A 23724-nucleotide genomic window follows, 5' to 3' on the forward strand; every position below is an offset into this window, starting at 1 on the left:
TTGTCTATGGCTTGCGGCATGGGCGAACTCCATGCCGCCGCCATTCTGGACGATCGCCTGACGATTCCCTATCGACGTGGATCTCGTAGTTTGGCGCGGCGCGACGCGGCGATGCGCCGGACGGAAGGCACCGATTCCGCGCCGCACAACGCGCGTCTGGTGGCGGCAACGCAACGGCGCAAGCGCCTGTTTTTCCGATACCGATGCGCTTTTTGCGGTGCGGGCAACCCACGGTGAAGGTCGGGATTGCTGCGTTGCGACAGTCGCTTCGGCAGGCGAATTTCGACAGAGTGCGTCTCGATGTCCCGCGTCAAAAACTTGCGGTTTCCTTGTTGTATTCGGACATCGAGACATCGACGCAAGGATGACGACCGAGGCTGGGCCGCTTGGCCCGATCGATCGTTTGGACTGCTTGATACCGGCTTCGCATCGCGAGCAGATGGCAACGCCGCGAACCGGATGAAGCGGGCGGGCGCCGTGCGCGCCGGCCCGCCGCCTTCGCCCGGATCACATGGCTCAGATCACCTGGAAATGATGCGTGCCGTCGCGGCCGAGTTGCTCGACCAGGCCGAATTCCCAATCGAGATAAGCCTGCATCGCGGCCGCCGCGTTCTGCGTGCCCTCGTAGGGGCGCCGGTAGCGGTCGTCGCGTTGCGAAGCGAGACGCGTCTCGCCCTGTTCGAGCGGCAGGCCCGCGTCGATCCAGGCCTGCGTGCCGCCGTCGAGCACGAACACGTCCACGTCGGCCGGCAGCAGCGCGCGCAGGTCCGCCGCCGCGAACGCGGCCAGCTGCGAGGTGCCGCAGGTCAGCACGTAGCGCCGCGCGGCCGGAATCGCGGCCAGCGCCTCGCGCAGCCGCGCGCGAATCGCGTACCACGCGCCCGGAATGTGCCGCTTCACGTAGTTCACGCTCGCGGTCACGTCGATCACGGCCAGCGCGTCGCCGCCGCGCTCCGCGTCGAGCCACGCCGCGAGCGTGGCCGGCGTGACGCGTTCCACCGGCGCCGCCTCGGGCGCGCCCATGCGCGGCACGCCGGCCTCGCCGCGCGCCGAGGCCGGCGCCGGCTCGACCACGTAGACCTCCCAGCCCATTTGCGCGAGCCACGAGGCGCTCATGTCGGCGCGCACGCCGTCGTCGTCGGCCAGCACGATGCGCGCGCCGCGCACCGGCGCGTGGTGGTCGGTCTCCTGCACGAGCTGGCCGCCCGGCGCGCTGGCGAAGCCGGGCAGATGGCCGGCCGCGTATTCTTCGGGCGGGCGTACGTCGAACCGGTAGACGGTGCGGTGCCCGCCCTCGTCGAGCGCGCCCACCTCGGCCGCCGCGACGCGCTTGACGCCGGCCTTCGCGGCCACCTCGCGCGCGCCGTCCCGCGCGGCGGCGCGATGCGCGTCGGCCACCGCGTCGGGGAAGCGCCGCGCGGCGCCGTGGTCGAGCGTCTGCCCGGCCAGCGTCCAGCCGATCGTGCCGTTGCGCAGCGCGGCCACCGGGTTCGGCAGCCCCGCGTTGACGAGCGACTGCGTGCCGATGATGCTGCGCGTGCGGCCCGCGCAGTTGACGATCACGCGCGTGGCCGGATCGGGCGCAAGCTCGCGCACGCGCAGCACGAGCTCGGCGCCGGGCACGCTGGTCGCGGTCGGGATGCTCATGGTCTGGTATTCGTCGAAGCGGCGCGCATCGACGATCACCACGTCGGCCTTCGCGTCGATCAGCGCCTGCACCTCCTGCGCCGACAGCGACGGCGTGTGGCGCTGCGCTTCCACGTATTCGCCGAACGACTTGCTCGGCACGTTGACGTCGATGAACAGCTCGCCGCCCATGCGGCTCCACGCCGCGAGGCCACCGTCGAGCAGATGCACGCGCGTGTAGCCGAGCCCGGCGAGCACGGCCGCCGCGCGCGGCGCGAGATCCTCGCCGTCGTATTCGCCGTACAGCGCGATCGTGGTGTCGCGGCGCGGGATGCGCGACCACGCCTCCAGCTCGAGCTTCGACAGCGGCAGGTTCGCGGCCCAGAGCGGATGGCCGGCCGCGTAGGGCGCCTCCTCGCGCACGTCGACGAACGCGATTTCCTCGCGCGCGAGCAGCGCCGCACGCACCTCGGCGACGGACAGACGGGGAAACGCCGCATCGGACGCGGCGGCGGCGGAGCGAGCGGGGAAAGCAGCGGAGGCAGCGGAATCGGACACGGTGTTCATCGGCAGGGACAGGAAAGGGAAAACGGACTCGGGCGGCGTGCAACGGCACGCCACACGATAACGCGGATCAGGCGGGGGGACGCAATTGATGGAAACGCGGCAGGCGCCGGCCGCGACCGAGGCGGGCCGCCGCCGGGCACGGCCGGCGCGCTCACGCGCCGCCGGCCGGCAACGTATAGCCGGACACGAACGGCTTGCGCGTGCCGTCCTCGCGATAGACCGAGCGCTCGATCGCGCCGATGTCGCCGCCATAGACGTGGATGCTGATCGACACGCGGTCGTCGTAGGCGTTGCTGACGCGGTGGACGTCGCCGAGCGCCGGCGACACCGCCTCGACCTGCCCCGGCGCGAGCCGCACCGGCTCGCCGTCCGGCACCGGCACGCCGGCGCCGGTGAACGCGTAGGGCTGCGAATATTCGGCGCCGCGCAGCATGCCGATCAGCCCCCAGACGGTGTGATCGTGGATCGGCGTGACCTGCGCCGGCCCCCAGACGAAGCTGACGATCGAGAAGCGCGCGTCGGGATCGCGGTGCAGCAGGAACTGCTGGTAGCGCTCGGGATCGGGTTGCGCGAACGACTCGGGCAGCCAGTCGTCGCGCGCGACCAGATCGGCCAGCAGCGCGCCGCCGTCGCGCACCACGCGCGCCTCGTCGGGCTGCGTGTCGATCAGCCGCGAAAACGCGGCAACGAACTCGGCCAGCGGCGGCGCGGCGCGCTGCGCCTCGGCCGCGCGCGTCTGGTGCAATCCATGCGAACTCATCGGAAGCCTCTTCGAATATGATGTATGTTCATAACGTCGAATCCATTACATGCAAAAGTAACATGAAAATCGGTGATATCGATGCCTTCGCGGCGGTGATTCGCTGCCAGTCGCTGAGCCAGGCCGCACACGAACTCGGCATCACGCAGCCGGCCATCACGCGCCGCGTGCAGAACCTCGAGGAGGCGCTCGGCGCGGCGCTGCTCGATCGCAACACCAAGCCGCCGCGCCCGACCGAGCTGGGCCGTCGCGTCCACGACCAGTGCCGCGCGGTGCTGCGCGAGGTGGATGCGCTGCGCGAGCTGGCGCGCGCGACCCTGCCGCCCGCCGGCGCGTTCCGGCTCGGCATCACGCACGGCATCGGCGAACTGATGCTGCCGGGGCTGGTGGCGATGCTGCGCGAGCGCTGGCCGTCGCTCGCGCCGGGCGTCGAGACCGGCTGGGCCGGCACGCTGCTCGACCGGCTCGCGCTCGACGAACTCGACGCGGCGCTGGTGTTCGCCGCCCGCGACACGGCGCTGCCGCCGCGCGTGACGGGCGAGCGGCTCGCCGCCACGCGGCTCGTGGTGGTGGCCGCGCGCGGCAGCTGCCCGCGGCGCGCCTACCGCCTCGCCGATCTTCATGCGCGCGGCTGGATCCTCAATCCCGACGGCTGCGGCTTTCGCGCGAGCCTGAAGCGCGCGCTCGACGCGCAGCGGCTGCCGCTCGCGGTCACGCTCGACGCCTACGGCCGCGACGTGCAGTTGCAGGGCGTGGCGGACGGCTTCGGGCTCGGCCTCGTGCCGCTGCCGCTGGTCGGCGCGAGCCCGCTGCGCGACGCGCTCGAGATCGTCAACGTCAGCGATTTCCGCCCCCCGGTCGATCTCTGGCTCACGCAGCGCGACGGCGTCGAGCGGCTTGCCGAACCGGTACGCGCGGTCGGCGACGCCGCGCGCGCGCTGTTCGACGCGCTCGGCGCCACGCACGCGGTCGAGCAAGTAGGCGGCTAGGCGGCGCCCGCCCCTTTCGACCTTCCCGCGTTGAACCCGCTCAACGCGCATCGTCGCGCAGCCAGGCGCCCAGCGCCTCGCGCCCGGCCGCGACCAGGATCGCATCGTTCTGCGGCGTGTGAATCCGGCTGCACAGCACGTCGCGATGATGGCGTTCGAGCGGATGATGGCGGCTCAGCCCGTGATTGCCCGACAGCTGCAGCGCCAGCTCGGTCACGCGGATCGCATGGGTGGTGACGGTGTACTTGACGAGCCCGCAGGCCGCCAGTTCCGGCGGCGCGCCGGCATCGGCGCGGCCGCTGAGGTCGTCGAGCAGCACGCGGTTCGCGTGCAGCAGCGCGTCGATCTCGCCGATCGTCTCCTGCACGCGCGGCAGCGCGGCAAGCGGCGTACCCAGGCTGGCCGGCACGCGGGTTCCGACGAACGCCGCCACCCAGTCGCGCGCGGCACGCGCCACCGCGTCGTAAAGGCTGCCGAGCAGCACGATCATCCAGGCCTGCTGATCGAGATGGCTGCCGACGTCGGCCTGCGTCGCGCCCGAGTTCGCCCATTGCGCCGGCACGCGCAGATCGACCGCGTTCGCGGCCGGAATCCACACCTCGTCGAACACCACCTCGTGGCTGCCCGAGGCGCGCAGCCCCAGATGGTTCCAGCTTTCGATCACGCGGATGCCCGCGCCGCCGTCGGCGCGGCGCGCCTCGCGCGGCACGAGGAACACCCCGGTACGCGGCGCCGCCTCGTCGGTGCGCGCCCACACGGCCAGCCAGCGCAGCGCCGGCACGCCGGTGCTGTAGAGCTTGTGGCCCGAAAGCCGCCAGCCGCCGCCGGCATCGGGACGCGCCACGGTGGCCGGCAGGCCGCCGCGCGACGGCGAGCCGAGTTCGGGCTCGACGCGCAGCGCGTTGATCAGCGCGCCGTCGGCCACCGCGCTGGCGAACACCGCGTCGCGCAACGCGGTCGGCCAGCGGCTGTCGGCCCGACCCAGCGCGCGATGCTGGAGGTAGGTCATCGTCAGCACCAGCGCCGTGGCCGCGTCTGCGCGCGCGACGCCGGCCACGATGCGGCGCGCGCGCGCCAGCGAGGCACCGCCCCCGCCCGCCGCGCGCGGCACGACCTGCGCGATCAGGCCGTGCCGATGCAGCAGCGCGAAGTGATCGTGGGGAAAGCTGCCGTCGGCATCGTGCCGCGCGGCGCCCTCGGCCAGCGTGGAGGAGAGCGAGGCGAGCAGCGCGTCGAGCGCGGTGTCGTCGGGTACGGCGTCGCGGGACGCCGCCGCAGCGGCATCGGCGAAGGCGAAATCGGTCGGCAAGGAAGCCATCGGCACGGAAATCCTGGGAACGCGAAGGGAAACACGGCCGCCGCCGGCGCGGCGCGCGTCGGGCTGCGAGCCGCGTGCGCCGGCCGTGGGCGAAGCACCGGAACATCAGCCTAAGGGGGCGGGCGAGCGCGTCAAACCATGCAAATTCGATATTCTTTGCGCGATTTATTATTTCCGATTTGCATGATCCTGAGGCTAATCTGGCCGCCATGTTCCGGCTCGCGCCAGCGATCGATCGACTCGCCCGATCGCCATGCATCACGCGCCGGCCCTCGCCATTTCCGCCCGGGCAAAGTCCGGGCCGTTCGCACCGGAGCCCCGCGATGAGCGTCGAATTCATCGGCATGATCCAGAGCCAGAAGCAGTCCGAGATCCATCCGGGCGACGGCAACGCCGTCGATCGCGATTATGTCCGCGCGTTCGCGCAGGCCCACGAGCAGGCGGGCTTCGACCGGATCCTGGTGCCGCATCATTCGACCGGCCCGTCGGCCACGCTGACCATCTCGTATGCGGCCGCCGTCACCGAGCGCGTCCATTTCATGCTCGCGCACCGGCCCGGCTTCACGGCGCCCACGCTCGCCGCGCGCCAGATCGCGACGCTCGACCAGTTCAGCGGCGGCCGGCTCGGCGTGCATTTCATCTCGGGCGGCTCGGACAGCGAGCAGCAGCGCGACGGCGATTTTCTCGATCACGACCAGCGCTACGCACGCACCGACGAATATCTCGGTATCCTGCGGCGGATCTGGACCGAGGACCGGCCGTTCGATCACGACGGCACCTATTACCGCTTCAAGCAGGGCTTCTCCGAGGTCAAGCCGGCGCAGCAGCCGCATGTGCCGATCTATTTCGGCGGCGCCTCGGCAGCCGCGCTGGAAGTGGCCGCGAAGCATGCCGACGTCTACGCGCTGTGGGGCGAATCGCTCGACCAGGTGCGCGAGCTGACCGGCCGCGTGCGCGCCGCCGCGGCCGCGCAGGGGCGCCAGGTGCGCTTCTCGGTGTCGTTCCGGCCGATCCTGGCCGCCACCGAGGACGCCGCCTGGGCGCGCGCGCAACGCATCCTCGCCGAGACGCGCCGGCTGCGCGAGGCGGCCGGACTCGGCACGGGCGGCCCGCAGCAGAGCGAAGGCGCGCGGCGCCTGCTGGCCGCGGCCGAACGCGGGCCGCGCGTCGACAAGCGGCTGTGGACCGAGATCGCGCAACTGAGCGGCGGCCGCTCGAACTCCACGGCGCTGGTCGGCACGCCCGAACAGGTGGCCGAGGCGCTGGCCGACTACTACGACATCGGCGTGACCACGTTCCTGATCCGCGGCTTCGATCCGCTCGACGATGCGATCGACTACGGCCGCGAGCTGATCCCGCGCGTGCGCGAGCTGGTGGCCGGGCGCCACGCGAGCCGCGCGGCGGCCTGAGCGCGGGCCGCTCCGCGCCTCCTTTCCTCAACTTTTCACGAGCCGCCCATGTCCGCCGTCCTGTCGTTGCCGTCCCTCACGCCGTCCGGTCTCGCGATCAACCCGCAGCCGCGGCAGAAATTCTGGTTCGATCCGCCCGCACCGCGCACGAGCGTCGCCGCCGAGCGGCGCCATCGCCAGGAGCGGCTCGCCGGCGCGTTCCGGATCTTCGCGCGGCACGGCTTCGCGCAGGGCCTCGCGGGCCACATCACCGCGCGCGATCCCGAGCTGCCCGACCACTTCTGGGTCAATCCGCTCGGCGTGCATTTTTCTCGCATCAAGGTGTCCGACCTGCTGCTCGTGAACGGCCGCGGCGAGACCGTGATCGGCGAGCGTCCGCTCAACAAGGCCGCGTTCGCGATCCACGCGGCGATCCACGAGGCGCATCCGGAACTGGTGGCGGCCGCCCACACGCATTCGACCTACGGCAAGGCCTGGTCGACGCTCGGCCGCGCGCTCGATCCGCTGACGCAAGACGCCTGCGTGTTCTACGAAGACCACGCGCTGTTCGACGACTTCACCGGCATGGTGGTGGACACGAGCGAGGGCGAGCGCATCGCGCGGGCGCTCGCGAAACCGGACGGCGGCACGCACAAGGGCGTGATCCTGAAGAACCACGGCATCCTCACGGGCGGGCCGAGCGTGGAGGCCGCCGCGTGGTGGTACATCGCGCTCGACAACGTTGCGCACACCGCCCTGCTGGCCGAGGCGGCCGGCACGCCCCAGCCGATCGACGCGGCCACGGCGCGCCACACGCACGGCCAGATCGGCAAGCCCGACGGCGCGCGGCACGCGTTCGAGGCGCTCTACGAAGGGCTGCTGGCCGCCGAGCCGGATCTGCTCGACTGAACTGGACGCTCGCACGACGCGCCGGTGCCTCGCGCGACGCCGTCGTTCAGCGCATCGTCGCACCCTGGTTGCCTCTCGCCGCGTCCTGTTTCGTCGACGATTCACATTCATGCCGCGTGGCCTCGATGCCGCGCCACCACCACCGCTTGCTGCATTGAGGAGTCCGACATGTCCCGCCCGTTTGATGCCGATCCACGTTCGGCCGCCGCCGCGTCCACTGCCAGGCCGGCGCAGCCGGGCCGGCGCCGCGCGCTGCGCGCCACCGGCGCGGCCGCGCTGGCGGGCGCGTCGATCGCGCTCGGCCGCACCGCGTGGTCCGCGCCGCCGCTCAGGAAGCTGAAGTTCGCCTGGAACCAGACCGCGTTCTGCCTGACGCCGATCGTGGTGGCGCAGGAGCGCGGCATCTTCGAGAAGAACGGCCTCGCGGTCGAGCTCGTCAACTACAGCGGCTCGACCGACCAGCTGCTCGAATCGATCGCCACCGGCAAGGCCGACGCGGCGGTGGGCATGGTCCACCGCTGGCTCAAACCGCTCGAGTCGGGCTTCGACGTGAAGATCATCGGCAGCTCGCACGGCGGCTGCGTGCGGCTGCTCGGCGCCAACCAGGCCGGCGTGACCTCGCTGGCGGCGCTGAAGGGCAAGACCGTCGGCGTGAGCGACCTGGCCTCGCCGGGCAAGCACTTCTTCGCGATCCTGCTGGCCAAGCACGGGCTCGACGCCGAGCGCGACATCAGCTGGCGGCAGTATCCGGCCGACCTGCTCGGCGTGGCGGCCGACAAGGGCGAGATCCAGGCGATCGCCGACGGCGACCCGAACCTCTATCTGCTGGAAAAGCGCAGCCCGGGCAAGTACACGCAGCTCGCCAGCAACCTGTCCGACGAGTATCAGCACAAGGTCTGCTGCGTGATCGGCGCGCGCGGCGAGCTGGTGCGCAACGACCGGCCGGCCGCCGCCGCGCTCGCGCGCTCGATCGTCGAGGCGACCGAATACACGCGCGAGAATCCGAACGAATCGGCGAAGCTGTTCGCGAAGTACACGCCGAGGATCGGTATCGACGATCTGCGCAAGCTCTACGCGACGCTGACCTACGAGCACCATCCGACCAACGTCGACCTGCAGCAGGAGATCGCGTTCTACGCCGACGATTTCCGCCGCATCGGCGTGATCCGCAAATCGACCGACCCGCAGCGCTTCGCGCAGCAGGTCTACGTGAACGTGCTGGGCTGAACGATGGCAAGCTTCGATTCCGCGACGCTGCGGCAGGGACCGCGGCATGCCGCCGGCGCCAGCGATCATGACACCTCGCCCCGTGCCGAAGCCCCGCCGGCTGCCTGCACGGCCTGCTCGGCGGCCACGCCGCGCGCGGCACGGGTGTGGGCCGGCGGCCTGTACGCGGCGCTCGCCTGGGCCGCGTTCGGCGGCATCGCCCGGGCCTGGCCAAACCGCGTGTCCGGCTTCACCGACTGGGCCTATACCGACACGATCGGCCTCGCCGCGTTCGTCGTCGCGGCCGTGCTCGCGCTGCTCGCGCTCGCGGGCCCCACGGTCGCGCCCGGCCGGACGCTGGTCGCCGCGCTGCGCCCGGCCGGCCCGTGGCTCGCTGCGATCGCGCTGGGGCTGGCGGCCTGGGAGATCGCGACGGCCAAGACGGGCTGGCTGCCCACGCCGTTCTTCGCGCCGCCGCAGGCGCTGATCGAGGTCTATCTCGACGACTGGCCGCGGCTCGCGGGCAGCGCGTTTCACTCGCTGAAGCTGCTCGCCGTGGGCGTGCTGAGCGGCGCCGCGACCGGCTTCGTGGTGGGCGTGGCGGTGGGCTGGTCGCGCGCGATCGGCTACTGGGTGCATCCGGTGCTGCGCGTGGTCGGGCCGCTGCCGGCCACCGCGCTGCTGCCGCTCGCGTTCTTCGTGTTCCCGTCGAGCTACTCGGCCGCCGTGTTCCTGATCGCGCTCGCGGCCGGCTTCCCGGTGGCCGTGCTGACCTGGTCCGGCGTGGCCGGCGTCGGCAAGGCTTACTACGACGTCGCGCGCACGCTCGGCGCCAACGCGCGCTTCCTGGTGCTGCGCGTGGCGATCCCGGCGGCGCTGCCGCAGGTGTTCGTCGGGCTGTTCATGGGGCTCGGCGCCTCGTTCACGGTGCTGGTGGTGGCCGAGATGATGGGCGTGAAGTCGGGCCTCGGCTGGTACCTGACCTGGGCGCAGGGCTGGGCCTCGTACACCAACATGTACGCGGCGCTCATCGTGATGGCGCTGCTGTTCTCCGGGCTCATCACGCTGTTGTTCGCGGTGCGCGACCGCGCCCTCGCCTGGCAGAAGGGAACCGTCAAATGGTGATCGCCGCCTCGCATTCCACGGCGCCGGATTCGCATGGCACGCTCGCCGTCGAGCCGCCCGGCGCGCGCATCGAGATCCGTCGCGCGAGCCACTGGTTCGACACGCCGAAAGGCCCGCTGCACGTGCTCGACGACGTCTCGCTGTCGGTCGCGCCGGGCGAGTTCGTCGCGCTCATCGGCCCGAGCGGCTGCGGGAAATCCACGCTGCTGCGGCTCGTGGCCGGCCTCGAGCCCGCCACGCGGGGCTCGCTGCGGCAGGACGGCCACGAGATCGAACGGCCCGATCCGTCGCGCATCGTCGTGTTCCAGGATCCGACGCTCTACCCGTGGCGGCGCGTTCGCGCCAACGTCGCGCTCGGGCTCGACGCGCGCGGCGTGCCGAAGCACGAACGCGCGCGCGTGGACGAGGCGCTCGCGCGCGTCGGGCTGACCGAGTTCGCCGACGCGTTTCCGCACCAGCTCTCGGGCGGCATGGCGCAGCGCGTCGCGCTAGCCCGCGCGCTCGTCAACGATCCGCGGCTGCTGGTGCTCGACGAGCCGCTCGGCAAGCTCGATTCGCTCACGCGGCTCGCGATGCAGGGCGAACTGCTTTCTTTGTGGCAGCGCGCGCGATTCTCGGCGCTGCTCGTCACGCACGATGTGGAGGAGGCGCTGTACCTCGCGCAGCGCGTGATCGTGTTCGGGCCGCGGCCGGCGAGGATCGTCGCGACGCTCGACGTCGATCTGCCCTATCCGCGCCATCGCGGCGATCCGCGCCTCGCGCAGTTGCGCCGCACGGCGCTCGCGCATCTGGGCCTCGATGCGAGCTGGTAGCACGCCGCCATGCCGCGCGGGCGGCGCGATCGGGCCACGCGGCGTGATGGCCGGTGACGGCGGGCCGCACCGGGGCGGTTCGTGCGTGCGGTCGCTTGCAGCAGGACTCGTGGAGGACTTTCGCCGTCGAGTGCGGCGCGGTGCGGGCGGACCTCGCACGCCGCATGAGACGTGCCCGCAGTCGCTTGCGTGCGCAACCATCGTTTCGGCTTCGGCAGCTTCGTCGACACTGCTGCCATCAACCGAATCGTCGACGCCAACACCAGCCGCGTCCCTCCCCCGGCGCCGAGCGTCCCACTCGCCTCGCTCTCGCCACGGCGCGTCCACACCATGACCGCAGCCTGGCTCGACCCCCTGCTCGCGACGCTGCACGACGGCGAGGTCGCGCTCGGCTGGCTAACCGCCCGGCTCGGCCTCGCCGGCACCAGTCACGGCCAGCCGGCGTGGCCATGGGCGCGGCGCATCGCGATCGAGACGCTCGCGATCGATCCGGGCCTCACGCGCCGGCTCGGCCTCGCGCTGCTCGCCAGCGTCGGCGCATTCGGCTGCGCGCTGGGCGCGCTCGTGCCGGGCCGCGCGCGGCTGCCGCTCGCGGCCGCGGCCGTCGCCTGCGCATGGCTCGCGCCGTGGCCGCCCGCCTCGCTCTGGCTCACGGCCGCCACGCCCACCAGCTTTCAGTCGTCACCGGCCCCGTTCTCGGTCGCCACGGCCACGCACGGCGCCTCGTTGTACGCGCAACATTGTCTCGCCTGCCACGGCGCGACGGGCCGCGGCGACGGCCCGCGCGCCGGCTCGCTACCGGTCTGGCCGCCCACCATGGCCGGCCCGCTGCTCGCGCGCCGGCTCGACGGCGAGCTGTTCTGGCACATCGCCGCCGGCCTGCGCGACCGCGACGGCGCCGTGACGATGCCGGGCTTCGCCGGCACGCTCGGCGACGGCGACATCTGGGACACGCTCGCCTACCTGCGCGTGCTGTCGGCCTCGGGCGGCAGCGCGAGCGGCGAGGGCTGGCCGGTGCCGCTCGCGCTGCCCGCGCTCGACGTGCGCTGCGCGGACGGCGCGGCGCGCCCGCTCGCGCGCTGGCGCAGCGGGCAGCGCGTCTACGTGGTCGCGCTCGGCGACGGCGCCGCGCCGCCGTTCGAGGACGCGCGCTGGCAGACGCTGCTGCTCACGCGCGACGGCCGCCCGCCGGCGCGGGTTCCGGCCGACGGCCCGCGCGCGACCTGCACGGCCGCCACGCCCGAGGCCTGGTCCCTCTTCGCGACGATCGCGGCGCGCGCGCCCGACCGCTTCGCCGGCACCGCGCTGATCGCCGACCGCGCCGGCTGGCTGCGTGCCGTGGCCGCGCCCGGCACGCGCTGGTCCGACGCGAATCTGCTCTGCGGCCCGGCTCGCGGCACCGCGGCGGCACCGGCCCGCGCGTCGCGCGACACGGCCGGCGCCGCCGCCACGAACCCGACCCGCCCGCGCGCGTCGCCCGGCACCAGCGGCATCGACGACGCCTCCGGCATGCGCGACACGGACGGCATCGACGCGCTGCTCGCGCGCATCGACGCCGAGCCGGTGGCCGCCACGGCCGGCGGCAACCCCCATTGACGCGCCGCCGCCCCCGCGGCGGCCGTCCGCTTCCCCTCCGATCCAAGGACTTTCGACGATGAATCACCGCCCGCCCGTCAACCGACGACGTTTCCTCCAGTCCAGCGCCGCGCTCGCCGCGTTGCCGGCGCTCGGCGCGCCCGCGTTCTCGCGGGCCGCCACGCGCGTGACGCTCAGGGCCGGCGACCAGAAAGGCGGCGTGCGCGCGCTGCTGGAGGCGGCCGGCGCGCTGACCGGGCTGCCCTACGACATCGAGTGGACCGAATTTCCGGCTGCGGCGCCGCTGGGCGAGGCGCTGAACGCGGCGGCCGTGGACTGCGGGCCGATCGGCGACGCGCCGCTGATCTTCGCGCTGGCCTCGGGGGCGCGCGTGAAGGCGATCGCGGCGAACCGCTCGGACGCCTACGGCACCGCGGTGATGGTCGGCCCGAACGCGCCGCTGCGCGGTGCCGCCGACCTGAAGGGCAAGCGCATCGGCACCATGCGCGGCTCGATCGGCCATTACGTGGCGCTGAAGGCGCTCGACTCGGCCGGCCTGCCGCCCACGGCCGCCGATTTCCGCTTCCTGCCGCCCGCCGACACGATGCTCGCGCTCGCCACCGGCTCGATCGACGCGTGGGCGACCTGGGAGCCCTACACGGCGCTGGCCGAGACGAGCGGCCGGGCGCGCGTGCTGGTGAACGGGCGCGGGCTGTCGTCGGGGCTCAGCTACCTCGCGGCGACCGACGCCGCGATCGCCGCGAAACGCGACGTGCTGCAGGACTTCGTGCGGCGCGTGGTGGCCGCGCAGGTCTGGTCGTACCAACACGCGGACGCGTTCTCGGCCACGCTCGCGCGCATCATCGGGATTCCCGAGACGGCCGCGAAGCTGCAGTTCGAGCGGCGCAACACGAAGTGGCTGCCGATCGGGCCCGGGCTGATCGCCGAGCAGCAGGCGACCGCCGATTTCTACCTGCGCATGGGACTGCTGCGGCAGCGCCTCGAGGTGGGGCCGACCTTCGACCGCGGCTTCGCGCTGGACACGGCGCACGCGGCCTGAACGCCTCGCCGGGCCCGCAACGCGGCCCGCCGAACGGCCCGAATGCTGCCGGCCGCGCCGGCAACGCCGCCGCACGAAACACGCACGACGGCATCGGCATCGGCGAGACGACCGATGCCTGCGCCACACCCGGCGCCATCGATCTGGCAAAATCCGGACTCCCGCCTCTCCTGACCTCCACGCGCCACCGCCATGCCGATCCTCAGCGAACTGTTCCTCTATCCGATCAAGTCCTGCGCCGGCATTCCGGCCGCGCGCGCGCGGCTGCTGGAAAGCGGCCTCGAATACGATCGCGGCTGGATGGTGGCGGAGCCGTCCGGCACGATGGTCACGCAGCGCGAGCAGGCCCGGCTCGCGCTGGTGCGCGTGGCGATCGGCGAGACGGACCTGCTGGTGGACGCGCCCGGCATGCCGACGCTGCGAACGCCGCTCGACGCGCGCGCCCACGACGGCGCGCCGACGCTGCGCGTCACGGTATGGGGCAGCAGCTTCGACGCGCTCGACACCGGCGCGACCACGGCGCAGTGGTTCAGCGACTACCTCGGCCTCACGGTGCGGCTGATGCGCTTCTCGTCCGAGGTACGCCGTGAAGTGAGCCGCGAGTGGACCGGCGAACTCAGCACCCACACGCAGTTTGCCGACGGCTTCCCGGTGATGGTGGTCGGCCAGTCCTCGCTCGACGACCTGAACGCCCGGCTCGCGCAGCGCGGCGTGCCGGCGGTGGGCATGGACCGCTTCCGCCCGAACCTGGTGATCTCGGGGCTCGATGCCTACGAAGAGGACTTCGTCGAGCATCTCGACGTGGCAGCCGCGTCGGGGCCGATCCGGCTCAGGCTCGTCAAGCTCTGCACGCGCTGCCCGATCCCCGACATCGACCAGACGCTCGGCGGCCCGCATCCGCAGTGGCCGCACGAGCCGCTCGACACGATGAGCGCCTATCGCGCGAGCGCGCGCTTCAACGGCGCGCTGACGTTCGGCAAGCACGCGGTGCTCGCGAGCGCCGGGGCCGGCGTGCTGGAAGTCGGCCAGTCGCTCGAGGCCGAGATCGGCTTCGACGACTGAGTAACCGTGTCTCGAGTCAAGCGAGATGAAGCGAATCGTCCCAGGGGGTGTTGGATTTGACCATGGCATTGAGCATGGTCAGGAGCTTGCGCATGCAGGCAACCAGCGCGACCTTGGGCAGTTTGCCGGCTGCTTTGAGACGTTGATGGAAGGCCTTGATAGCCGGGTTGTGGCGGGTTGCAGTGAGCGTCGCCATGTACAGCACGCGGCGAATTTCAAAGCGCCCGCCCTGCACACGTCGTCGTCCTTGGCGCGAGCCCGAATCGCAAGCGACAGGGGCAACGCCCACGAGTGCCGCAATCTGGCGACGATTGAGCTTGCCCAGTTCCGGCAGTTGAGCAATCAGGCAGGCACTGGATACCGGGCCGATGCCGCGAGTCGATTGCAGCAATCGGTCGAGTTCAGCAAAGTGTTCGCGAACGTGGCCGACCATTTGAGCATCGATGTCGTCGAGCTGGGCCTGAATGGCGGCGATGATGGCCTGCAAACTGGGATGCAAACGCTCGGGCGTGATTTGCAGCCGCTGCCGCTCGGATAAGAGCATGGTGATCAACTGGCGCCTGCGCGTCAGCAGAGCAGCAAGCCACTGCTGGCGCTCGTCGGAGACGGGGCGCAGCAAGCGGGACAGATCTTCACGACGCACCAGCACCGAGGCCATTTCGGCGAGCATGCGGGCGTCGATGGAATCGGTCTTGGCGAGCTTGCCCATGGCACGCGCGAAGTCACGAGCCTGGCGGGGATTGACGACGGCCACCGGCAAGCCAGCACCTTGCAGAGCGCAGGCCAATTCGGCTTCATAGCCACCGGTCGCTTCCATGACGACCAGATCGATGCCCAATGGCTGTAATGCCGTGGCCAGCGCCGTATGGCCGTCGGCGTCATTGTTGAAGCGTTGAGCGTCCAGACGGGCGCCCAGCAAGGCGACATCGACGTGGGCTTTGGCCACATCGATGCCAACCGTGACGAAGGAAGGAGCAGACATGATCTTCGGATCCCATGCTTGTACATGCGCACTCGGCGGTGCCGGGGCGCGTAACCGTTCGGGTTTCGGGAAGACCAGCACGGCGACCGTGCGCTCTTTACTCAGTCACGGGCTCGAACGCCCAAGCGGCGGACAAACTGCACGGTCTTGTCTGGCTACCGTCAGACTTTACCGTACTGGTCTGGTTTAAACATACAAGTCGGCCCGCGCGGCGCCGGCCCGCTTTCGCGGTACGCCGGACGGCTACCAACAACATCAGGAATCCTCTCTTTCCCATCGTGCCGGCCATCTGCCGACGGCCCGTGAGGCGGTGCGCCCACAGGGTTTTCCCGGATCGTCACGCCGGGCCGATATCCCCCGATTCAGCCGCGCGGGCGACGCTCGCCGCCCTGCCGGCGGCCACCCCGCTCTTGTCGTATCGACAACGAACGGCACGTAAGCGGGGCGAAAACTGCTGCGTCGTTTTCCGTCGAATTGCTTAATTCATTCACGAATTCACGCGTATCGACACACGAATTTCATCGAAACAGGATGAGTCGGAAACATTTCGTCCTGTTAAGATTGTTGCCTTGCCCGCAATACCGACACCGAACCGATTTACATGAATCGCACGATTGACCATCGCAATCTAACGATGTTGCTGCTGGAAGCTCGCGAGGCGCTGGTCGGCCGCTTCCGTCCGATCCTCAAGGAAGTGTCGCTGACCGAGCAGCAATGGCGAATCATCCGCCTGCTCGATGGCGAACCGCGTGGTGAACTCGAAGCCGGCCAGATCGCCAAGCGCTGCTGCATCCTGAGCCCAAGCCTGACGGGCGTGCTCGAACGACTCGAGCGCGACGGCCTGATCACGCGCATGCGTTCGACCGAGGACCAGCGCCGGCTGCTGGTGGCGCTGACCGAGCGCAGCCGCCAGCTGGTGCGCAAGATCGGCCAGCGCATCGACGATCAGGACCGCCAGCTCGAACAGCAACTCGGCCCCGACGGCCTGCGCGACATCTACGTCGCGCTCGACCGGCTGCTCGAAGTCACCTCGGTTCACTAGCCGGTCCATTTGCACGCCGCGCGGGGCCGCGCCTCGCGAATTGCCTTCGGCACCGGGCCTGAACCTTGCTCCGCCGGCCCGCTTCCGTCCGTCAGGACAGCCGATCAACCGCCGCCCGCTAGACCGACGTGTCTGTCCACCGCCTGTCCACCCTTGCGCGCCGGCCCGCATCGGCATCAATTCCACGCATGCCGCGCCGGCTTCACGCCGTTCAGGTAGTAATTGCCGACCAGATGGTATTTCCAGCGCACCGGATCGTGCAGCGTATGCGTGCGTGCGTTGCGCCAGTGCCGGTCGAGGCCGTACACGGCCAGCGTGGCCTGCGTGCCGGCCAGTTCCAGCAGCTTCTGGCTCGCGAGCAGCGCCGTCTCGGTGGTCAGCACCTTGGCCTCGCCCACCTCGACCGATGCGCGCGCAACGTCGTCGTCGCCAAGCTGGCCGCGCGCGGCCAGTTCATCGAGCGTGCGCGCGGCGCGGTCGAGCAGCGCGTCGGCCGCGTGCAGCGAGATTACCAGCCGGCCCGTCTCGCTGAGCGTCAGCGGATCGTCCGCGGCGCGCGTCACGCCGCTGTCCACCCACGGCCGCGAGCGTTCGCGCACGAAGCGCAGCGTGTCGTCGAGCGCCGCCCGCGCGATGCCGGCGTCGATCGCGGCCTGGAGGATCTGCGAGATCGGGCCGTTCAGCGTCGGCTGGTCGGTCACGCGCTGCGCGGGGAACACGTGCGAGTCGGGCACCACCACCTGTTCCAGCCGCACCGTGCCGCTCGCGGTGGTGCGCTGGCCGAAGCCCGACCAGTCGTCGATCACGGTCAGCCCGGGCGTGCCGCTCGGGATGTAGGCGAGCCACGCCTGGCGGTCGGCATCGAGGCCGAGCACCGGCACGTAGTGCGCGAACAGCGCGCCCGTCGAATAGAACTTGGTGCCGTCCACGCGCCAGTGCGCGCCGTCGCGCACGATCGTCGTCTTCAGATCGAGCACGTGCTTCGTGCCCTTCTCCGAGAAGCCGTTGCCGAAGCGCCGGCCCGCCAGCACCTCGGCAAAAAACGCGCGCTTCTGCGCCTCGCTGCCGGTCAGCGCGATCACGTCCACCAGCCCGAAGTGGTTCTGCGGCAGCTGGCCGAGCGACGGGTCGGCCGCCGAGATCAGCCGGATCACCTCGACCAGCGTGACGAACGACACGCCCGCGCCACCATAGGCCTTCGGCACCGTGATCGCCCACAGCCCCGAGCGCGAGAACCATTCGATCTCCTCGCGCGGCAGCCGGCGCTCGCGGTCGCGCTCGATCGCGCCGGCCGCGAGCCGCGCGGCCAGCTCGCGGGCCACCTCGATCGCTTCCTCGTCGGACGCGATCCGGTGCGCGGGCGCCGGCGCGGCATCAGGCAGGACGCCGGTCGCGGCGGCGCCGTCCGGTCCGCCGGCGGCCGGCGAACGGGGCGTGGTGAGATCGGGCGTGGACATCGGGCATCTCCGGGCGGGAACGAAGCAGCCAATCTATCAACGGCTCGCGGCGTGCCAAAACGATCGATTCGGGAATCGATATTCCGGCGGCCCGGCGCCGTTTTCGCCTGCCGCCGGCGGCGTTACACGATGCGATATTGATTACGCGGCGCGCGACACGATCGATCCGATCGTGCCGGAAAACGCGCACACCCTGCCGCGCGGCAGGGCCGATGCAGCGACGCTATGGTCCGCGCGCGGGCAGTGCGGCAATTTCATTGCGTGCGCCCCTTGTGTTTGGTGGGGGGGCTTCTAGACTGTTTATTCGATCGTTTTCTCATGCCCCGCTTCAGGAGTTCTCATGCGCCTCACGATTCGGATCAACGGAACCAGTCAGACCACGCGCCAGCCGTCGTATGCCGTGCTGTGGGTCGATACCGACGAACAGCTCTGGTCGCGCGAGGCGCATCAGGGCATCGATCTGCCGTGCTGGGGCAAGGTGAAGCACGTCGAAGGCGCGGTGGCGCTGTGCGCGGCCGACGGCGACGAGGCGCTGTGCCGGCTGCAGGGGCTGTCGATCGAGCAGGCGTCGGCCACGGCGTCCGTATCGCGCGCCGACAGCCACGGCACCGCCGTGCTCGGCGGCGGCGAGCCGAGCGGCGCGTGGCGGCTGCAGGCCGTCGATTGCTGCGCGACGACACCCGAAACGCAGGGCTTCACGGTCGTCGAACGCTGAGCGGCCGGCGCTTCGTCCCGGCGTGACGCGGCGCCGGTGGCGCGAGCGGTTGCGCGCCGCCTGCGCCGGACCACGGGCCGCCGACGGCCCGCGCCTCTCCGGCTTCCCGCCTTTCCTTGCCGCTCTCTGCCACGGTTCCGCCGCCACTCCGCTCCAATCCCCGTTCCAGTCCCCGTCGCGCTCCCGCTCGAATTCCGCCGCGCTCTCCCGCGTCTCGCGTCGTCGCGTTCCGCGGCGCCGGCTTGGCCTTCCGATCCACGGCTCCCACCGTTCGCGATCCCGCCGGCAAGAAGCCCACACGGCCATCCCTCGATGCCCCGCACCGATTCGCCCCACGACCCGATCGGCCCGATCGTTTCGCCGCGCGCGGCATGCCCGGCGCGCACGCCGTTACGAGGACGTAACGAGTCCGTAACGCGCACCCGGGTGCTACGTAACACTTTGTCATTCTGTGACGGGAACACGCCTTTCCCGCAAGCTTTCACTCACGGGTCGCAAAGAATATTTCCCTTTAAAATCATGCGATTACCGACACAGACCGAGGCCGACACACCGCCCCGACCCGCGTGGCCCGGATATTGCAGAGTGTTAAGCGTTCCGCTCCGGGGCCACCAGACAATTTGCGAGGACCATCATGGATTGCAAGTATCTGTACATCGACAACATAAAAATCAACTTCATCCGCCGTTCGATCGACATCGACGGCGAGCCGATCGACATGACGCCGCGCGAGTTCGACGTCGTCGAATTCCTGCTCGACAACATGAACAAGGTCGTGCCGCGCCAGGCGATTCAAGAAGCCGTGTGGGGTCGCGAACTCGGCGTGTCGTCGCGCACGCTGGACACGCACATCTCGCGGATCCGCTCGAAGCTCAAGCTCGACAACGACAAGAACATGCGCATCATCCCGATCTACTCGATCGGCTATCGCCTCGTGCTGTTCGGCGCGGCCATGACGCACGTGGAGCCGCACGACGAGCCGACGCTGCGCCGCATGCCGCAACCGGGCGCGCCGGCTTCGCACGCGTTTTTCTGAGCGCGGCGGCACGCGCCGCGCCGGCGCACCCGGCTCATGCGGCCCGCATCGGGCGGACCGCATGGCCGGCGCACCGGCCATCACCGGCCCGCTACCGGATTCCGGCGGCGGGCCGGTTTCATTATTGACCGTAGCGGTCGAGCAGCTTCGCGGTCACGCCGTTGGTCCAGCCGAAGCCGTCCTGCAGCGGATATTCCCCGCCCCCGCCACCGCCCACGCCGGCGCCCTCCACCACGTACTTCTCGACCAGCTTGCCCTCGCGCCCGTACACGCCCTTCACGTCGGCCAGGAAACGCTTGCCGATCTCGTCGGCGAGCGGGCCTTCGCCGTAGCGCGTGAGGCCCTGGATCGCGATCCATTGCAGCGGCGCCCAGCCGTTCGGCGCGTCCCATTGCTGGCCGGTGTTGTGGGTGGTGGTGGCGAGGCCGCCCGGCTGCAGCAGCGTGTCACGCACGTGCTGCGCGGTGGAGATCGCGTGCTCGGGCGTGGCCACGCCCGCGTAGAGCGGGTAGAGCGCGGCCGCGCTCAGTTCGTCGCGCGGCTTGCCGAGCTGCCAGTCGTAGTCGCCGTAATAGCCGGCCGGATTCCACAGATAGCGGTTGATCGCGGCGTCGCGGCGCGCGGCGCGCGCGGAGAAGTCGGCCACGCAGGCGGCGTCGTGCGTGACGTCGCAGCCCTTCACGATGGTCTTCTCCAGGTGGTACATCAGGCTGTTCAGATCGACCGGCACGATCGCGGTGGTGCGGATGGTGGCGAGCGTGCGGCCGTCGCCGAGCCAGCGCGAGCTGTAGTCCCAGCCGCTCTCGGCCCCGGCGCGCAGGTCGCGCCAGACCTCGGCGGCGGGCCGGCCGGCGGCCGCGTGCGCGGTCTGCACGTCCTCGAGATAGGACTCGTCGCGCGGCGTCGCGCTCGCATCCCAGTAGCGGTTCAGGATCGAGCCGTCGGGCATCGCCACCACATGCGCCGACGCGCTGCCGCGCGGCGTGTTCTGCTCGCCGTGCATCCAGTACGCGTATTCCTTGCGCAGCGCCGGCAGGTATTTCTGGTAGACGCCGTCGCCCTCCTTGCGCGCCGCGAGCTCGACCATGTAGGCGAAGAACGGCGGCTGCGAGCGGCTCGCGTAGTAGGTGCGGTTGCCGTTCGGCACGTGGCCGACCGTGTCGATCAGATAGGCGAAGTTGTCGAGCATCGCGTCGACCAGATCCTCGCGCCCGGCCTCCTGCAGGCCCAGCATCGTGAAGTAGCTGTCCCAGTAGTAGCCTTCGCGGAAGCGCCCGCCCGGCACCACGTAGGGCTTGGGCAGCGCGATCAGCGAACCGTAGCGCGGCGCGCCGTCGGTGTTGCGCGTCAGGCGCGGCCACAGCCAGTCGATGTGGGCGCGCAGCGTCTGGTGCGCGGGCGGCGTGACCACGCTGTCCACCGGCGGCGCGAAGTGCTTCGTGACGAACTCGCGCAGCGAGAAGCCCGGCGTGTCCTTCTGCTGCGCGTAGAGCTGCTCGATCGTGGACGGGTCCGCGTCGGGCGTCGAATCGACGAAGGTCTTCTGGTCGGGGAACAGCTGCGCGGTCTGCACGGCCACGAACAGGTCGCCGTAGAGCTTGCTCGGCGGCGGCAGCACGCCGGTCGGCTGCGCGGCGGCGGCCGCGGCGTCGTCGCCGGTGCGCTGCGCGGCCGGTGCCGTGGCGGACTGCGCCGTGTTCATGTCGGAACAGGCGGGCAGGGATACGCACGCGGCCGCCAGCACGAGCGCGGTACTCGCGCGATGGCCGATGGTGTGCCGCGTGCGGCGCCGGGCGGCCGTCTTCGTGACGGTGGCGAGGGAGACTTCGACCGCCGGTTCCGGCGCGGGGTTCGAGGTGTGCTGCTCGGGCAGGGTCGTCATCTTCGCTCCTTTTTTCTCGACTATCCGGAGGCCCGATGATGCCTGACGGACTCCGATGCCTGCGTGACGCACCGCGTCACCCGCGCGCACGAGGCACGCCGGAAGCGGCGCCGCGCGCGGGCTTTCGCGCGAATGGCCGGCACCGGGCGGGCAGACCCGCGAGCGGCGCCAGGCGCAGGCACGACCGCGCGCGGCGCGCCATGCGGGGCGTTCACGCGGGCACGAGACAGGCGCGTCGGGCACGCCCGCCGTGCCGGTCACGCCGCGCGCCGTGCCTAGCACGTCGCGTGCCGCGACTTTCGGCATCGCGAGGCAGGCGCGCGGGGCTTGCCGCATGACGCGGCGGGCGTCGCCGGCCGGTTTGCTCGTGCGCGGCGATCATGCGGCGCGCCGCCGGCAGGCGGCGCGACTCGCAGTCGGGCAGACGCCGGAACCCGAGGCCGGCGCGTCCGGTGCATGACGGCGGCGGGAATCGGCCGGTCGCGTCACACGGCATTGATGTCAACGCACTCACAGGGCACGCGTGCGACTCGCGCGATCCGTCAAGCCCCCGCCGCGCCGTGCCCTCCCCCGATCGACGTCACGAACCCTGCAGGACCAACGAGGCAAGCAAGCATGCATGCCGTCCGCGGCAGGCGCTCCATCGGTCGTCCAAATAATTAGACGACGACGGTTCCGCTAACGCGGGGGCGGGGATCGATGCAATAATGGCGTCTTTGCCGCGCGTCGCTCCCCCAATGCCGCCCGTCGTCCATCCCTTCATCGCACCGCTGATCGTCGCCTGCGCGTTGTTCATGGAGACGGTGGACGCCAACATCATCGTCACCGCGTTGCCCGCGATGGCCCGGGCCTTCGGCCACAGCCCCGTCACCCTCAACATCGCGATCACCGCGTACGTGGTGGGGCTCGGCGTGTTCATCCCGATCTGCGGCTGGCTGGCCGACCGCTACGGCGCGCGCACCGTGTTCCGCACGGCGATCGGCATCTTCGTGGCCGGCTCGCTGATGTGCGCGGCCTCCACCAACCTCGAGCTGTTCACGTTCGCGCGCTTCGTGCAGGGCGTGGGTGGCGCGATGATGGTGCCGGTCGGGCGCATCATCATCTTCCGCGCGGTGCCGCGCTCGGACCTGATCCGTGCGATGAACTACCTGAGCCTGCCCGCGCTGTTCGGCCCCGCGTTCGGGCCGCTGCTGGGCGGCTTCCTCACCACCTACCTGCACTGGCGCCTGATCTTCTTTATCAACGTGCCGGTGGGCATCTACGGCATCTATCTCGCCAACAAGTACATCGCCAACACGCACGAGCCGAACCCGGGGCCGCTCGACTGGTTCGGCTTCATGCTGTCGGCCGCGGGCGCCTCGCTGCTGCTGATGGGGCTCACCATGCTGGACGGCGCGCTCGTCAGCCAGCGCGCCGCGTTCCTGATGTGCGTGGCGGGCGGCCTGCTGCTGAGCATCTACGTGCTCTACGCGCGGCGCGCCGAGCAGCCGGTGCTCGATCTGCGGTTCCTGAAGATCCCCACCTTCCATGCGAGCGTGGTGGGCGGCTCGCTGTTTCGCATCGGGCTCGGCGCCGTGCCGTTCCTGCTGCCGCTGACGCTGCAGGAAGGGCTCGGCATGAGCGCGTTCACCTCGGGGCTCGTGACCTGCGCGTCGGCGGTGGGCGGCGCGCTATCGCGGCTGCTGTCGCAGAAGCTGCTGCGCCAGTACGGCTTTCGCCGCGTGCTGATGGTGAACGCCGCGCTGGCCGGCCTCGCGATCGCGATGTACGGCACGTTCTATCCGGGCATGCCGATGTGGGCGATCTGGGTGATCGTGCTGGTGGGCGGCGTGTTCCCCGCGCTGCAGTTCACCAGCCTCAACTCGGTGATCTACGCCGAGATCGCGCCGCGCGACATCGGTCGCGCCACCAGCCTCGGCAGCGTGGTCCAGCAGATGTCGCTGGGCCTCGGCGTGACGGTGGCCGGCATCGTGCTGCATCTGTCGGTGGCGCTGCGCGGCCATCCGTCGGTGCAGTGGTCGGATTTCTGGCCGGCGTTCCTGGTGGTGGGGCTCTGCTCGTTCGCGTCGATCCCGGTCACGCGCCGCCTCGCCCCGAACGCCGGCGACGAGATCGCGCGCGGCAAGCGCGGCTGATGCGCGGTACGGTTCGGCGCGCCGCGGCGCAGACGAGCAACGGAATGAAAAGCGGAACGGGAAGCGGCAGAACGCCGT

20 protein-coding genes are annotated in these 23724 nt (G+C 70.9%); 14 read left to right on the forward strand and 6 right to left on the reverse strand.

All coding sequences use genetic code 11. The features are described from left to right. The first annotated feature begins 18 nt into the window (after nt 1–18). The gene (locus tag bpln_RS36355; RefSeq protein ID WP_123863828.1) at nt 19–237 is read left to right on the forward strand and encodes a hypothetical protein; all 219 of its coding nucleotides are present in this window, start codon (nt 19–21) and stop codon (nt 235–237) included. Between the two features lie 279 nt (nt 238–516). Here the strand turns inward: bpln_RS36355 and bpln_RS29815 are convergent, their stop codons facing one another. Together bpln_RS29815 and bpln_RS29820 are read right to left on the reverse strand one after the other, a co-directional pair. Beyond that, nucleotides 517–2193, reverse strand: coding sequence for a rhodanese-related sulfurtransferase (locus bpln_RS29815; RefSeq protein WP_055140836.1), 1677 nt, complete (start codon nt 2191–2193; stop codon nt 517–519). A gap of 151 nt (nt 2194–2344) precedes the next feature. Continuing rightward, nucleotides 2345–2953, reverse strand: a complete 609-nt coding sequence (locus bpln_RS29820; protein ID WP_042628722.1) for a cysteine dioxygenase family protein — start codon at nt 2951–2953, stop codon at nt 2345–2347. Between the two features lie 62 nt (nt 2954–3015). On the opposite strand from bpln_RS29820, the gene bpln_RS29825 reads away from it, so the two are divergent. Beyond that, the gene (locus bpln_RS29825; RefSeq protein WP_042628723.1) at nt 3016–3942 is read left to right on the forward strand and encodes a LysR family transcriptional regulator; all 927 of its coding nucleotides are present in this window, start codon (nt 3016–3018) and stop codon (nt 3940–3942) included. A gap of 40 nt (nt 3943–3982) precedes the next feature. Here bpln_RS29825 and bpln_RS29830 read toward each other — a convergent pair whose 3' ends face one another. Further along, the gene (locus tag bpln_RS29830; RefSeq protein ID WP_082465485.1) at nt 3983–5260 is read right to left on the reverse strand and encodes an acyl-CoA dehydrogenase family protein; all 1278 of its coding nucleotides are present in this window, start codon (nt 5258–5260) and stop codon (nt 3983–3985) included. 323 nt (nt 5261–5583) lie between these two features. Between bpln_RS29830 and bpln_RS29835 the strand changes: the two genes are divergently transcribed. The 8 genes from bpln_RS29835 to bpln_RS29870 all read left to right on the forward strand — a co-directional run bounded on the left by bpln_RS29835 (nt 5584) and on the right by bpln_RS29870 (nt 14397). Continuing rightward, nucleotides 5584–6669, forward strand: coding sequence for an LLM class flavin-dependent oxidoreductase (locus bpln_RS29835; RefSeq protein ID WP_055140838.1), 1086 nt, complete (start codon nt 5584–5586; stop codon nt 6667–6669). 48 nt (nt 6670–6717) lie between these two features. Further along, nucleotides 6718–7557, forward strand: coding sequence for a class II aldolase/adducin family protein (locus bpln_RS29840; RefSeq protein ID WP_042628725.1), 840 nt, complete (start codon nt 6718–6720; stop codon nt 7555–7557). A 168-nt stretch (nt 7558–7725) separates the two neighbouring features. Beyond that, complete coding sequence (locus bpln_RS29845) at nt 7726–8784, forward strand: ABC transporter substrate-binding protein (protein ID WP_226993709.1); 1059 nt, start codon at nt 7726–7728, stop codon at nt 8782–8784. A gap of 3 nt (nt 8785–8787) precedes the next feature. Further along, nucleotides 8788–9888, forward strand: coding sequence for an ABC transporter permease (locus bpln_RS29850; RefSeq protein ID WP_055140839.1), 1101 nt, complete (start codon nt 8788–8790; stop codon nt 9886–9888). After that, a complete protein-coding gene (locus tag bpln_RS29855; RefSeq protein ID WP_055140840.1) occupies nt 9882–10700 on the forward strand; it encodes an ABC transporter ATP-binding protein in 819 nt (272 codons plus the stop codon). The genes bpln_RS29850 and bpln_RS29855 overlap by 7 nt, the downstream gene beginning before the upstream one ends. Before the next feature lie 330 nt (nt 10701–11030). After that, entirely contained in the window at nt 11031–12296 is a 1266-nt protein-coding gene (locus bpln_RS29860) for a c-type cytochrome (RefSeq protein WP_055141272.1), read from the forward strand. A gap of 58 nt (nt 12297–12354) precedes the next feature. After that, nucleotides 12355–13335, forward strand: coding sequence for an ABC transporter substrate-binding protein (locus tag bpln_RS29865; protein ID WP_055140841.1), 981 nt, complete (start codon nt 12355–12357; stop codon nt 13333–13335). Between the two features lie 192 nt (nt 13336–13527). Next, entirely contained in the window at nt 13528–14397 is an 870-nt protein-coding gene (locus tag bpln_RS29870) for an MOSC domain-containing protein (RefSeq protein ID WP_055140842.1), read from the forward strand. A 16-nt stretch (nt 14398–14413) separates the two neighbouring features. Here bpln_RS29870 and bpln_RS29875 read toward each other — a convergent pair whose 3' ends face one another. Beyond that, the gene (locus tag bpln_RS29875) at nt 14414–15379 is read right to left on the reverse strand and encodes an IS110 family RNA-guided transposase (RefSeq protein ID WP_042624403.1); all 966 of its coding nucleotides are present in this window, start codon (nt 15377–15379) and stop codon (nt 14414–14416) included. A 601-nt stretch (nt 15380–15980) separates the two neighbouring features. On the opposite strand from bpln_RS29875, the gene hpaR reads away from it, so the two are divergent. Next, nucleotides 15981–16421, forward strand: a complete 441-nt coding sequence (hpaR, locus tag bpln_RS29880) for a homoprotocatechuate degradation operon regulator HpaR (protein WP_042628731.1) — start codon at nt 15981–15983, stop codon at nt 16419–16421. A gap of 176 nt (nt 16422–16597) precedes the next feature. Here the strand turns inward: hpaR and bpln_RS29885 are convergent, their stop codons facing one another. Next, a complete protein-coding gene (locus bpln_RS29885; protein WP_162487033.1) occupies nt 16598–17878 on the reverse strand; it encodes an SfnB family sulfur acquisition oxidoreductase in 1281 nt (426 codons plus the stop codon). A 340-nt stretch (nt 17879–18218) separates the two neighbouring features. Here bpln_RS29885 and bpln_RS29890 point away from each other — a divergent pair, with 340 nt between their 5' ends. After that, on the forward strand, nt 18219–18593 hold the full coding sequence (locus bpln_RS29890) for a DUF3564 family protein (protein WP_042628732.1): 375 nt from the start codon (nt 18219–18221) through the stop codon (nt 18591–18593). A 634-nt stretch (nt 18594–19227) separates the two neighbouring features. After that, nucleotides 19228–19629 (forward strand): winged helix-turn-helix domain-containing protein, encoded by a 402-nt coding sequence (locus bpln_RS29895; RefSeq protein WP_055140843.1) that lies wholly within the window; start codon nt 19228–19230, stop codon nt 19627–19629. A gap of 121 nt (nt 19630–19750) precedes the next feature. Here bpln_RS29895 and treA read toward each other — a convergent pair whose 3' ends face one another. Next, complete coding sequence (gene treA / locus bpln_RS29900) at nt 19751–21331, reverse strand: alpha,alpha-trehalase TreA (RefSeq protein WP_244131991.1); 1581 nt, start codon at nt 21329–21331, stop codon at nt 19751–19753. Nucleotides 21332–22248: 917 nt separating this feature from the next. On the opposite strand from treA, the gene bpln_RS29905 reads away from it, so the two are divergent. Next, entirely contained in the window at nt 22249–23646 is a 1398-nt protein-coding gene (locus bpln_RS29905) for an MFS transporter (RefSeq protein WP_042628735.1), read from the forward strand. Nucleotides 23647–23724 lie beyond the last annotated feature (78 nt).

This window comes from Burkholderia plantarii (assembly GCF_001411805.1).
GTDB classification, from domain to species: Bacteria; Pseudomonadota; Gammaproteobacteria; order Burkholderiales; family Burkholderiaceae; genus Burkholderia; species Burkholderia plantarii.

Bases quoted from the DNA above. Each gene is read 5' to 3' on its own strand.
- bpln_RS36355 (WP_123863828.1), top strand. From the start codon at position 19: ATGGGCGAACTCCATGCCGCCGCCATTCTGGACGATCGCCTGACGATT.
- bpln_RS29815 (WP_055140836.1), bottom strand. From the start codon at position 2,193: ATGAACACCGTGTCCGATTCCGCTGCCTCCGCTGCTTTCCCCGCTCGC.
- bpln_RS29820 (WP_042628722.1), bottom strand. From the start codon at position 2,953: ATGAGTTCGCATGGATTGCACCAGACGCGCGCGGCCGAGGCGCAGCGC.
- bpln_RS29825 (WP_042628723.1), top strand. From the start codon at position 3,016: ATGAAAATCGGTGATATCGATGCCTTCGCGGCGGTGATTCGCTGCCAG.
- bpln_RS29830 (WP_082465485.1), bottom strand. From the start codon at position 5,260: ATGGCTTCCTTGCCGACCGATTTCGCCTTCGCCGATGCCGCTGCGGCG.
- bpln_RS29835 (WP_055140838.1), top strand. From the start codon at position 5,584: ATGAGCGTCGAATTCATCGGCATGATCCAGAGCCAGAAGCAGTCCGAG.
- bpln_RS29840 (WP_042628725.1), top strand. From the start codon at position 6,718: ATGTCCGCCGTCCTGTCGTTGCCGTCCCTCACGCCGTCCGGTCTCGCG.
- bpln_RS29845 (WP_226993709.1), top strand. From the start codon at position 7,726: ATGTCCCGCCCGTTTGATGCCGATCCACGTTCGGCCGCCGCCGCGTCC.
- bpln_RS29850 (WP_055140839.1), top strand. From the start codon at position 8,788: ATGGCAAGCTTCGATTCCGCGACGCTGCGGCAGGGACCGCGGCATGCC.
- bpln_RS29855 (WP_055140840.1), top strand. From the start codon at position 9,882: ATGGTGATCGCCGCCTCGCATTCCACGGCGCCGGATTCGCATGGCACG.
- bpln_RS29860 (WP_055141272.1), top strand. From the start codon at position 11,031: ATGACCGCAGCCTGGCTCGACCCCCTGCTCGCGACGCTGCACGACGGC.
- bpln_RS29865 (WP_055140841.1), top strand. From the start codon at position 12,355: ATGAATCACCGCCCGCCCGTCAACCGACGACGTTTCCTCCAGTCCAGC.
- bpln_RS29870 (WP_055140842.1), top strand. From the start codon at position 13,528: ATGCCGATCCTCAGCGAACTGTTCCTCTATCCGATCAAGTCCTGCGCC.
- bpln_RS29875 (WP_042624403.1), bottom strand. From the start codon at position 15,379: ATGTCTGCTCCTTCCTTCGTCACGGTTGGCATCGATGTGGCCAAAGCC.
- hpaR (WP_042628731.1), top strand. From the start codon at position 15,981: ATGAATCGCACGATTGACCATCGCAATCTAACGATGTTGCTGCTGGAA.
- bpln_RS29885 (WP_162487033.1), bottom strand. From the start codon at position 17,878: ATGTCCACGCCCGATCTCACCACGCCCCGTTCGCCGGCCGCCGGCGGA.
- bpln_RS29890 (WP_042628732.1), top strand. From the start codon at position 18,219: ATGCGCCTCACGATTCGGATCAACGGAACCAGTCAGACCACGCGCCAG.
- bpln_RS29895 (WP_055140843.1), top strand. From the start codon at position 19,228: ATGGATTGCAAGTATCTGTACATCGACAACATAAAAATCAACTTCATC.
- treA (WP_244131991.1), bottom strand. From the start codon at position 21,331: ATGAACACGGCGCAGTCCGCCACGGCACCGGCCGCGCAGCGCACCGGC.
- bpln_RS29905 (WP_042628735.1), top strand. From the start codon at position 22,249: ATGCCGCCCGTCGTCCATCCCTTCATCGCACCGCTGATCGTCGCCTGC.